General features: G+C 73.1%; 7 protein-coding genes and 1 pseudogene. 6 read left to right on the top strand and 2 right to left on the bottom strand.

The window, feature by feature from the left end:
* Positions 1 to 412: 412 nt before the first annotated feature.
* Positions 413 to 1,753: pseudogene (locus ACWD26_RS39485) on the bottom strand (aminotransferase-like domain-containing protein); the annotation flags it as partial.
* 91 nt (positions 1,754 to 1,844) lie between these two features.
* On the opposite strand from ACWD26_RS39485, the gene ACWD26_RS39490 reads away from it, so the two are divergent.
* The 5 genes from ACWD26_RS39490 (at position 1,845) to ACWD26_RS39510 (ending at position 6,803) form a co-directional block, all read left to right on the top strand.
* Positions 1,845 to 2,621, top strand: coding sequence for an alpha/beta fold hydrolase (locus tag ACWD26_RS39490; RefSeq protein WP_451277793.1), 777 nt, complete (start codon positions 1,845 to 1,847; stop codon positions 2,619 to 2,621).
* Between the two features lie 125 nt (positions 2,622 to 2,746).
* Entirely contained in the window at positions 2,747 to 3,202 is a 456-nt protein-coding gene (locus ACWD26_RS39495; RefSeq protein WP_451277795.1) for a DUF7144 family membrane protein, read from the top strand.
* Between the two features lie 106 nt (positions 3,203 to 3,308).
* Positions 3,309 to 4,343, top strand: a complete 1,035-nt coding sequence (locus ACWD26_RS39500) for an endonuclease/exonuclease/phosphatase family protein (RefSeq protein WP_451277796.1) — start codon at positions 3,309 to 3,311, stop codon at positions 4,341 to 4,343.
* Positions 4,344 to 4,434: 91 nt separating this feature from the next.
* Positions 4,435 to 6,432, top strand: a complete 1,998-nt coding sequence (locus ACWD26_RS39505; RefSeq protein ID WP_451277798.1) for an FUSC family protein — start codon at positions 4,435 to 4,437, stop codon at positions 6,430 to 6,432.
* A 155-nt stretch (positions 6,433 to 6,587) separates the two neighbouring features.
* On the top strand, positions 6,588 to 6,803 hold the full coding sequence (locus ACWD26_RS39510) for a hypothetical protein (protein ID WP_451277800.1): 216 nt from the start codon (positions 6,588 to 6,590) through the stop codon (positions 6,801 to 6,803).
* Between the two features lie 78 nt (positions 6,804 to 6,881).
* Here ACWD26_RS39510 and ACWD26_RS39515 read toward each other — a convergent pair whose 3' ends face one another.
* Positions 6,882 to 8,945, bottom strand: coding sequence for a PhoX family protein (locus ACWD26_RS39515; RefSeq protein WP_451277801.1), 2,064 nt, complete (start codon positions 8,943 to 8,945; stop codon positions 6,882 to 6,884).
* A gap of 244 nt (positions 8,946 to 9,189) precedes the next feature.
* Here ACWD26_RS39515 and ACWD26_RS39520 point away from each other — a divergent pair, with 244 nt between their 5' ends.
* A complete protein-coding gene (locus ACWD26_RS39520) occupies positions 9,190 to 11,247 on the top strand; it encodes a VWA domain-containing protein (protein ID WP_451277803.1) in 2,058 nt (685 codons plus the stop codon).
* Positions 11,248 to 11,346 lie beyond the last annotated feature (99 nt).

Genomic DNA, 11,346 nt, shown 5'->3' on the forward strand with positions numbered 1-11,346 from the left:
GCGTCCGCAGCGCCGAAGCCAACTCCGACAGAGAAACCGACGCAAGCCCAAGCCTGACGCAATCCACCGCGAAAGCCCCCACCAAGTCCCCCTGGCCCGCATGAGCCCACGCCTCCGACCGGCCCGGCCCCTCCGACCGGCCCGGGCCCTCCTGCTGGATGGGGTCCATCGGCCGGGCCGGGTCTCCCCGCCCGGCCGGGCCCTCCCCCCGACCCTGGTCCCCCCACCGAGCCAGACCCTCCCCCCGAGCCTCATCCCCCCGCCGGGCTTCCTGCTCCCAGCGGGCCGCTGGCTGCCTCTGGGCCGGTTCCTGTCCCCGAGCCAGTCCCTCCCCCTGAACCAAGCCGGCACCCGGCACGGGTCGCGGGCAGTCGTGCCGCTGGGGCGGCACGGGTGGGCGCGGCGGTACCCCGGCGGCGCCGGTGAGCGTGCCCGACCCCCGCCCCGCAGCAGCGGCCTGCCCCAGTCCAGCCGCCCCTGCCACCCCGACCGCCGGAACACTGAACGCCGACCCCGGCGTCACCGCCACCCCCCTCTCCACCGCCGCCGCGCAGAACGTGTCCGCGCGCCAGGGCTCCGGCAGCTCCCACCACACGTAGTACGCCCGCGCGTCCCCCCGTACGGCGAACCCCGCGAGACACTCGGCGGCGACCCGCTGCCGTGCCGCCGCGTCCGCCCGCTTCGCCGCGACCAGCCTCTCCACCGTCCCGTCCCCGATCCACCGCACCCCCGCCTCCAGAGCGAACCGCCCCGCCGTCCAACCCCCCGAACGCAAGGCGGCGGCCACCCCCTCGACCCGCTCCTCCGGCACCACCAGGAACCCGACCGTCAGCCCCGGCGCCACCCGCTTGGACAGCCCGTCCACGACGAACACCCGCTCCGGCGCGTACGCGGCCAACGGCGGCGGCACCCGCCCACCCAAGCCCCCGCCCGCATCCCCGCCCGCATCCCCGCCCGCCAGGAACGACCAGATGCGGTCCTCGATCACCGGCAGGTCCAACTCCCGCACCACACCCGCCAGTTCGGCCCGCCGCCCCGCGCCCATGGTCACGGACGTCGGATTGTGCAACGTCGGCTGCACGTACACGGCCGACAACGGCGCCGCCCGATGCGCCGCCACCACGGCCTCCGGCCGCACCCCCTCCCCATCCGTCGCGAGCGGCACGAGGGTCACCCCCAGCCGCCCGGCGATCTCCTTGACCAGCGGATACGTGAGCGACTCGACGCCCACCCGGCCCCCGGGCCGTACGAGGTGGGCGAGGGCCGCGGCGATGGCCTGGCGCGCGTTCCCGGCGAACAGGAACCGGTCCGGGGCCGGGCACCAGCCGTCCGTGGCGAGCAGCCCGGCCGCGGCCTCGCGCGCGGCGGCCGTACCGGTCGCGGACGCCGTGCGCAGCGCGTCCGTGAGCACATCCGTCCGCAGCAGCGGCGCGAGCCCGTCGGCCAGCAGCTCCGACTGACCGGGCACGGACGGGTAATTGAGCTCCAGGTTCACGGGCGCCGACCCCGCCGGCTCGGCCAGCGCCCGCCCCGCCGACACCGGCGGCGCCGCCCGTACGAACGTCCCGCGCCCGACCTCCCCCACCACCAGCCCGCGCCGCACCAGCTCCGCGTACACCCGCCCGGCGGTCGACCCCGCGATCCCGCGCCGCCGCGCGAACACCCGCTGCGGCGGCAGCCGGTCACCGGGCTTCAGCCGCCCGACGGCGATGTCGTCAGCGATGCGATCGGCGATACGCCGGTAGTCGGCCACAGCCCCCACCCCCACTCCCGCTCTCAGCACATTGCACCGAGGGCAAAGATCTTATTGCACCGAGGAGTTGAGGAACCCTAGGGTCGATCGCATGACCACCTTCCTCGCATACGAGGACAAAGGGGAGGCGAGCCCCGCGCTCCCCCTCGTCCTCGTCCACGGCCACCCCTTCGACCGCACGATGTGGCACCCCCAGATCACCGAGTTCGCCACCTCCCGCCGGGTCATCGCCCCCGACCTGCGCGGCTACGGCCAGTCACCGGTGGTCCCGGGCATCACCCCGCTCCCGGCCTTCGCCGAGGACATCGCCACGCTCCTGGACGACCTCGGGGTCGGCGACTTCGTCCTCGCGGGCCTCTCCATGGGCGGCCAGATCGCGATGGAGTGCTACCGGCGGTTCCCGCACCGCGTCCGCGGACTCGTCCTCGCCGACACGTTCCCGGCCGCCGAGACGGAGGAGGGGAAGAAAACCCGGAACGCCATGGCCGACCGCCTTCTCCGCGAGGGTATGACGGGATACGCCGACGAGGTGCTGTTCAAGATGGTCGCGCCGTACGCGGACGCCGAGGTCGCGGCCCATGTGCGCCGCATGATGACGGCCACCGACCCCGAGGGCGCCGCGGCGGCGCTGCGCGGCCGCGCGGAGCGGCCCGACTACCGCGACCTGCTGACCCGCGTCACCGTCCCGGCCCTGGTCGTCGTCGGCGCCGACGACGAGTACACCCCCGTCACCGACGCCGAGGCCATGCACGCCGCCCTCCCCGACTCCACCCTCCAGGTCATCGCCGACGCGGCCCACCTCCCGAACCTGGAACGCCCGGAGGAGTTCAACAGGGCCCTGGAGGACTTCCTGGCCCGGCTCGGCTGAGGGGCCGCCACCGCCACCGCAGTCACCACCCACCATCACCCGTTTGGCCTACACCGAGTGCGGCGCCCCCCTTGCGGCGTGAGCATGCGGATGAGCTGTCCTGTCCACGTTCGGAGGAGGCCACCATGGCCCAGCACAGCACCGCACCTCGCTCGAACCCCACGTCGCAGGAGACACCGCCCCGCCACGGGGAGACCCGCTCGGAGTGGGCCCTCGGCGGGATGGTCTTCGCCGGTGTCCTGATGATGGTCATCGGCGTCATGGGCATCCTCAACGGCATCGCGGGGATCGCCACGGACGACGTGTACACGAACATCGGCAGCTACGTCTTCGGCTTCAGCCCGACGGCGTGGGGCTGGATCCACCTGGTGATCGGTCTCGCCGTCCTGGCCACCGGCTGGGGTGTCGTCCAGGGCCGCGACTGGGCCCGCGCGATGGGCATCGCCCTGGCGTCCCTCTTCGCCATCGAGTACTTCATGTTCCTCCCCTACGCCCCCGTCTGGTCCCTCATCTGCATCGCCATAGCGATCTTCGTGATGTGGTCCCTGGCAACGGCCCCGGACCCCCACGCCCCCATGTGAGACCGCCGGACACGGCCCCCGCGCCCACCCGCACCCGTCAAAGCAACCTTCGCCCCACCCCACCCGTCCTTACAGTGAACGTGGCGGCAAGCGAAAGGCACCGGCCGTGGAGAGCGCGACCATCGAGCGGCCGGAGCCGGCGCCGGAACCCTCAGCGGAACCACCGGCCCGGCGCCGCCGACACCGCGGCAAGGCCTTCCTCGCCGCCCTGCTCCTGCTTGGCGTGACCGTGGTCGTCGCCTCCCGCGCCGCCGACATCGACGCCTTCACCCCGGTGCCCCAGCTCCTCGCGTTCCTGCCCTGGCTCCTCGCCCCCACCGGACTCGCGCTCCTCCTCTCCCTGCTCGCCCGCTGGTGGACCGGCCTGACCTGGGGCGTGGTCGTGCTCGGCGCGCTCGCCTGGTACATCGAGCCGTACGGCAAGACGAGCGAGCCGACCGGGCCGGTGCTCGCCGAGGTGCGCGTCATGACGTCCAACGTGCAGTTCGGCCGGGGCACCGACGCCCTCGTCAAGGCCGTACGCCGCGACCGCCCCGACATCGTCTTCGTCGAGGAGTGCGAGCTCACCTGCTCGGCCAAGCTCCGCGACACCCTCGGCGACCTGAGCGGCAGGACCCCGCCCTACCCCCACCGCCAGTCCATCGAGGGCTACGGCTCCACCGGCTCCGTCATCCTCAGCCGCTACCCCCTCAAGTCCGCCGACCCGATCCCCGGCACCATGGGCATGCCCGGCGCCGTGGCCGACATCGAGGGCCGTCCCGTACGGCTGCAGCTGGCGCACCCGATGCCCCCGCTGCCCGGACAGCTGGACACCTGGCGGCGGGAGCTCGGCGCGCTGCGGGCGTACGCGGCGAAGGACACCGGGACGCCGACCATCCTGGCCGGGGACTTCAACGCCTCCCAGGACCACGCGGCCTTCCGCGCCATCCTCGACACGGGCCTGAGCGACGCCGCCCGCCAGACCGGCGCGGACCGGACCGCCACCTGGCCGTCCCGGACGACCCCGAGGTTCGGCGCCCAGATCGACCACGTCCTCGTCTCGGAGAAGGACTTCTCCGCACGCGAGGTCCGCTTCCAGGAACTCTCCGGCACCGACCACAACGCCGTCACCGCCGACCTCGCCCTCCACCAGCGCGAGTGAACCAAAGGGTCACAGACGCCCCCACAGACGCCCCCCACAGACCCCCAGACACCCCTCATAAACCTCAAAACCCCCCAGTCATAATGGGGCCATGCCCCGCTCGTTCCCCATCGGCCTCGCCCCGCCCGACTGGCTGGTGCGGAACCTCCGGCCGCAGCCGGCGCCGGTCAACCGGCCCGCCGTCGGCCGCGCGGCGATCGCGCTGACCCTGCCGCTCGTGCTCGGTCTCGCCGCCGGCCGCCCCGAGTACGGCGCGCTCGCCGCCATGGGCGCCCTCTCGGGCGTCATCAGCGACACGGCGGACGCGTACCGGATGCGGCTGCTGAACATCGCCGTCCCGCAGCTGTTCAGCGCGGTCGGCATCACCCTGGGCTCGCTGGTGTACGGCCAGGGCTGGGCCACCGTCGCCGCGCTCACCGGGGTCGCGCTCGTCTCCGGGATGATCTCGTCGATCGGTGCCGTGGCCTCCGTCTCGGGGCTGCTGCTGCTCCTCAACTCGGTGGTGGGCGCGGGGCTGCCGATGCCCGGCCCGTGGTGGCTGGCCCCGGTGCTGATGACCGGCGGCGGCCTGATCGTCCTCACCCTGGCCCTGCTCGCCTGGCCCCTCAGGGCGGGCGTACCGGAACGGGCCGCCGTCGCCGACACCTACCGCAAGGTCGCGGACCTCCTCGCCACCACGACGACGCACGACCCCGACAGCCCCGGCGGTCCCGGCGGCCCCGGCGACTCCCCCGGCCCCACGGACGCGTACGACGACGCCCGGCGCGCCGTCACCCAGTCCCTCAACCAGTCCTACGACCTCGTCCTCGCCCGCCGCGCCCGCCACCACGGCCGCAGCCCCGAACTGGTGCGGCTGCTGGCCCAGTTGAACGCCGTCACCCCGCTGGTGGAGGCCGCCCCGGCGGTCCGGCAGGCCGGCCGGCCACTGCCCGCCGAGATCTCCACGGCCGTACGCCATCTCGCGGAGGCCGTCGAGACGGGGTACTCGGGGCCGCTGGGGCTGCGGCTGCCCGAGCCCGGCAACGAGATCGGCAAGGCAGTCGACCAGGCGCTGCGGCACGCCGCCGACGTCGTCACCGAGAAGTCCCCGGACGCCCTGAAGAAGGCCGGCGACCGTGCCGGCCGGCCCGCCCCGCTGGGCGTACGCGCCGCCCGTACCGCGCGGAACGTCGCCCTCTCCGGCTCCTCCTGGCGCTACGGCCTGCGCCTCGCGCTGTGCATCGGCCTCGCCCAGGCCCTGGTGTCGCTGGTGGACGTGCCGCGCTCGTACTGGGTGGCGCTGACCATCACGTTCGTCCTGAAGCCGGACTTCGGGTCGGTGTTCTCGCGGGCGCTGCTGCGGGCGCTCGGCACGGTGGTGGGGCTGGTGGTGGCGGCCGCGATCCTCTCGGAGGTGCCGCGTGGCTGGTGGGACGTGCCGGTGATGCTGGTCCTGGCGCCGCTCATCCCGGTGTTCACGCCCCGGGGCTACGGCTATCAGACGGCGGCCATCACCCCGGTGATCCTGCTCCTCTCCGACATCCTGAACCACCAGGGCACCGGCCTGCTGGTGCCCCGTCTGGTCGACTCGCTCATGGGCTGCGCGATCGCCCTCGTCGCGGGCTATCTGCTCTGGCCGGAGAGCTGGCACGCCCGGGTCGGCGCCCGGCTCGCGGACGCCGTCGCCGACACGGCCGCGTATGTGGAACACGCCTTCGGGGAGGGCCCGGCGGACCCCGCCGGGCGGGCCCGGACCCGCCGCAGCCTCTACCGGGACCTGTCCGCCGTCCGTACGGAGTTCCAGCGGGCCCTCACCGAACCGCCGCCCGTCGGCCGGCGGGCGGCCGCCTGGTGGCCGCTGGTCGTGGCGGTCGAGCGGATCGTCGACGCGACGACGGCCGCGCGGGTGGGGATCAAACAGGGCGCGGAGCCGCCGTCCACCGCCGAGGTCGACCAAGTCGCCCTTCAGTTGCGGGAGTTGGCGGAGGGGCTGCGGAAGACGGAGACGCTCTACGAGGTCCGATCCGACCTGAGCGGGCCGCCCGGGAGCGTGCTGGAGCCGCTGCGCCAGGAAGTGGCGGCGGCCCGCGCGATCACCTCGCCCCGCTGAGCTCCTGCGACTCCGGGTCAACCCGGCGCAGAGCGCTGAATCGTTACGTCATCCCCGCACGAGTGACGGGGGGAGAGTTCGCGGGAGGGAAGCCGTAATGATCCTTCTTGTCCAACCGGACGATTCACTTCCTGTCTGACAAGGGGATGTTCGCCATGCGGCGCACCGCCACCGTCCTGCTCGGAACCCTCGCTCTCGCCGGCGCCATGGCCCCGGCCGCCAACGCCGTTCCGGACCCGGTAGCCACCGTCACCTGCCTCACCGAGACCCCGGCCGCCGTGACGGAGCTCGCCGACCCCGCCGCGCTCCTCGACCCGGCCGGTCTGCTGGACCCGACCGCCGCCCCGGGCGCCGGCTGCCTGGCCCCCTGAGCCCGACCTCGCGGAAAGACATGCGGGCCGCCCTCCCGGACAGGAGGGCGGCCCGCATTCGCATGTGTGCGTCCGGGATCAGGCGCCGATGTCGCAGCCGTCCGCGCGCCACACCGCGACGACCGCCGGGCGGACGTACGTGCCCGGGCCGTCGGGCCAGGTGCTCTTCGGGTTCTCGACGGTGGCGCCGTCGAGCTCGCCCGGGTGCTGGACGGCGACCAGGACACGGCGGTCCTGGATGATCGGGCCACAGGTCTCGGCACCGCTCGGAACCGTCAGGAACTGCTTCAGCTCACCGCGCCGCTCACCGCGCGTCGCGACACCGAAGAGTCCGTCGTGCGAGCCGAGCTGGGCACCGTCGGTGGAGATCCACAGGTTGCCGTACGGGTCGAAGGCGACGTTGTCCGGGCAGGAGATCGGGCTGACGTGCTCCTTCGGGAAGCCCGCGAAGTAGGTCGCCGGGTCCTCGGGGTCGCCCGCGACGAGGAAGAGCAGCCAGGCGAACTTGGTGCTCTCGGGCCGGTTCCACCGCTCGGTGAGCTCCAGGACCTGGCCGTGCTTGTTGGCGTTGCGCGGGTTGGCCTCGTCCGCCTTCGGGTTGGAGCCCACACCGCGGTTGCTGTTGTTGGTGAGGGCGACGTAGACCTTGCCGGTGACCGGGTTGGGCTCGATGTCCTCGGGGCGGTCCATCTTCGTGGCGCCGACCTTGTCACCGGCCAGGCGCGTGAAGACGAAGACCTCGTCGGCCGTCATGCCCTCGACGTGCGACACAGCCCCCTTGGCGGTCGCGGTGGCCAGCGGGATCCACTCACCACTGCCGTCGAACTCGCCGTCGGCCGGCAGCTTGCCCGTGCCGTCGATCTCGATCGCCGGGGAGTCACCGGTGAGCTTGGCGACGTACAGCGTGCCCTCGTCCAGCAGCGAGAGGTTGTGCTCGCGGACGGCGCGGCCCGACCCCTTCTTCATCCGCTTGCTGCTGACGAACTTGTAGAAGTAGTCGAAGCGCTCGTCGTCACCGGAGTAGACGACGGGACGGCCGTCGGCCGTGAGCCGTACGGTCGCGCCCTCGTGCTTGAAGCGGCCGATGGCGGTGTGCTTGCGGGGCGTCGAGGTCGGGTCGTACGGGTCGAGCTCGACGATGTACCCGAAGCGGTGCACCTCGTTCGGCTCCTGGGCGACGTCGAACCGCTTGTCGAAACGCTCCCACTTGCGCTCGGAGGCGCCGGTGCCGATGCCGTAGCGCTTGTCGGTCGTACGGCTGCTGTTGGCGAAGTACTGGTTGAAGTTCTCCTCGCCGTGGAGGGTCGTGCCCCAGGGCGTGGTGCCGCCGGCGCAGTTGTTGAGGGTGCCGAGGACTTTGGTGCCGGTCGGGTCGGCCGAGGTCTTGAGGAGGTGGGAGCCGGCGGCCGGGCCGGTCAGGCGGAACTCGGTGGTCGCCGTGACCCGGCGGTTGAGGTGGTGGCGGGGCACGGCGGTGAGCTTGCCGGTGCGCCGGTCCTCCTCGACCACGACGGCGGACAGGCCGTGCGCCGCCCACGCGACCTCGACCTGGTCGCGGGTCGGGTTGGCGGCGTCGTAGCCGCGGAACATCAGGATCTCGTCGGTGTACTCGTGGTTCGCGACGAGGAGCTGCCGGCCGCTCTCACCGGGGAGCGGGAGCAGGGCGAGGAAGTCGCAGTTGTACCCGAACTGGGCGGCCTGGGCCTTGGCCGTCTGGTTCTCCGGGTCGAACGCGGGGGCGCCGCGCAGGATGGGCTCGCCCCAGCGGATGACGACGTTCTGCTTGTAGCCCTCGGGGACGGTCACGGCGTCGGCCGTGTTGGGCTCGACGGCGGTGAAGCGGAGACCGCGGGCGGCCTTGCTCCTGCCCTTGGCCTTGCTCGTGGCGGCTTCGGCGGGGGCCGCGGCGGCCGGCAGGGCGGTCCCGAGGGTGGCCGCACCGGCGGTGCCGGCCACGGTCACGACGGCGGCGGCTCTCATCACCGAGCGGCGGCTCAGCGCGCTCGCGATGATGTCACCCACGTATGCGTTGGTGCTGGTGTTCGGCACCTCGTGGAAGCAGGCGTCCCCACAGCGGAACCGACAGGTCATGGCGGAACGCCCGCCGGGGTGCGAGGCGATCATGGGCAGCAGCTTGCGCACGTTGCGCTCCTCTTATGTGCCTTTGGTGTGAGCGCGACGTTAGGGGGGCGTGTGTTCGAGAACAGGGACGGAAGGTGAACAGGGAGTGAACCTGCGGCCGTTGAGGCGGTATTGACAGCGCCGGGTGGCGGAGATAGTGAAAGGCGCCTGCCCCACCCCAAGATCAGCAATCCTGGCCGCTAACCTTACGTGTCCGTCCTGGCCAGGGATTGACGGGCTACAACTCACGCGAAGGGTTGCGCACATGGGCATTCTCTCTCTCCTGCGGAACGCGTTCGGCCGCTCACGCAAGGAGCGCGACGCGGTTCCTTCGCAGGAGGCGGAGCGGGTTTCCTCACCGGAGGCGTCCGCCTCGACCGGTTCCCCACGGGAGGCGTCCGCCTCGACGGGTTCCTCGCGGGAGGCCGAGCCGCAGGTTCCGGCCCCGTCGGCCGAGCCCGAGCCGACGACCAAGGTCGAGCCCCCGTCCTCCTCCGTCGCCGACGAACTCGTCTCGGCGGCCTTCGACAACGTGACGGTCCCGAAGCCGCGAGGCGAGAAGCCGGCGGAGGCGGAGGCCACACCGACGGCGCAGGCCGTGTCGAAGGCCGAGGCTGAGGCCGCACCGACGGCTGAGGCTGAGGTGGAGTCGAAGGCGGAGGCGAAGGCCGAGCCGACAGCTGAGGCTGAGGCGGAGCCGACGGCGGAGACCGCGCCCAAGGCCGAGGTTGAGGCCGAGACCGCGCCGACGGCCGAGGCGGAGTCCGCGCCGGAGAAGGAGACGAAGGCGGAGACGCCCGTCGTCGAGCCTGAGCCTGCGGTGTCCACCGAGGCCGACGTGGAGTCTGCCGTCGAGCCTGCGCCTGCGGCGTCGAAGAGCGACGTTGCTACGGAGCCGGAGGTTGCGGCTGAGTCCGTCGAGCCAGTGGCCGAGGCGAAGTCCGACGCGGACGCCGAGACCGTGGCACCGGTGGCCGAGGCGGAGCCGGTAGGGGCAACCGAGGCGGAGCCGGAGCCTGACGTCGTGGCGGAGACCGAGCCCGAGCCGGCCGCTGCGAAGCCCTCCGACCCGGAGCCGGCCGTCGAGACCGAGCCCGCGAGTGCGGAGACGTCGGAGCCCGCCACCGTGACCGAGACGCAGCCCGCGTCCGAGACCGAGGCGCCGGTCGAGTCTGCGGCGGAGGCCACGAAGGAGCCGGAGGCCACGAGCGAGCCCGAGGCCGCGCCGGAGCCGGCAGCCGCCTCCCAGCCCGAACCCGAGGCCACCCCGGAGCCGACGGCTGAGGTCGAGCCGGAGCCCGAGCCGGAAGCCGTCAAGGAACCGGAAGCCACCCCCCAGCCCGAGGCCACCCCGGAGCCGAAGCCCGAGCCGGTCGCCGCCGCCGAGCCCGAGGCCACCCCGGAGCCGGCGTCCGTGCCGGAGCCGACGGCTGTCGTCGAGCCGAAGCCGGAGCCCGAGGCCACGCCGGAACCCGAAGCCACCCCCGAGCCGGAGCCCGCGTCCGAAGCCACGCCCGAGCCGGTGGAGGTACCCGAACCCGTCGCCGCCGCCCCGGCGGCCACCCCCGTACCCGCGGTCGCCGACGGCGAAGGCGCCCCGCAGGAAACACCCGCGGCCGACGACGAAAGCCGCACCGGTGGTGCGGGTGGGAAAACGGACGCGACCGCAGGCGGAGCCGAGGTCGCGGTGCCCGCGAGCCTGCGCACCGCGTACGACGCCGCCCAGGCCGTACTCGCGAAGCGGGACCTCACCACCGCCCGCGCCAAGGTGTACCTCGTCCTCGACAGGTCCGCCTCGATGCGCGCCTACTACAAGGACGGCTCCGCCCAGGCCCTCGGCGAGCAGACCCTCGCCCTCGCCGCCCACCTCGACCCCGAGCAGCCCACCACCGTCCCCGTCGTCTTCTTCTCCACGGAGCTGGACGGCACGGGCGACCTCACCCTCGACTCGTACGAGAACAAGGTCGACGACCTGCACGCCGGCCTCGGCCGCATGGGCCGTACCAGCTACCACGTGGCCGTCGAGGAGGTCCTCACCCGGCACCAGAAGACGGCCCCCGGCACCCCCGCCCTCGTCGTCTTCCAGACCGACGGCGCCCCGGACGCCAAGACCCCCGCGAACCAGGCGCTCGCGGACGCCGCCAAGAACCACCCCGCCGTCCACTTCGCGTTCGTCGCGTTCGGCGACCCGGAGAACAAGGCCTTCGACTACCTCCGCAAGCTGAAGACGGACAACACGTCCCACTTCCTCGCCGGCGAGACCCCGCACGAGCTGACGGACGCCGAGGTCTACGAGGGCATCCTGGCCACCTGGCGCCCGTAGTCACCCCCAGCCGGACGGGCCCCGCCCGGATGGATTGGAGCGGCGCATAGCGCGGGGGCCGGGCGGGGGCCGCAAAGCGGGGGTGTGGATGTAGAAAAA

Source organism: Streptomyces sp. NPDC002787 (genome assembly GCF_053592095.1).

What these genes read in the sequence shown, in the direction of transcription:
- ACWD26_RS39520 (WP_451277803.1), top strand. Translation starts at nt 9,190, where the DNA reads ATGGGCATTCTCTCTCTCCTGCGGAACGCGTTCGGCCGCTCACGCAAG.
- ACWD26_RS39490 (WP_451277793.1), top strand. Translation starts at nt 1,845, where the DNA reads ATGACCACCTTCCTCGCATACGAGGACAAAGGGGAGGCGAGCCCCGCG.
- ACWD26_RS39510 (WP_451277800.1), top strand. Translation starts at nt 6,588, where the DNA reads ATGCGGCGCACCGCCACCGTCCTGCTCGGAACCCTCGCTCTCGCCGGC.
- ACWD26_RS39505 (WP_451277798.1), top strand. Translation starts at nt 4,435, where the DNA reads ATGCCCCGCTCGTTCCCCATCGGCCTCGCCCCGCCCGACTGGCTGGTG.
- ACWD26_RS39495 (WP_451277795.1), top strand. Translation starts at nt 2,747, where the DNA reads ATGGCCCAGCACAGCACCGCACCTCGCTCGAACCCCACGTCGCAGGAG.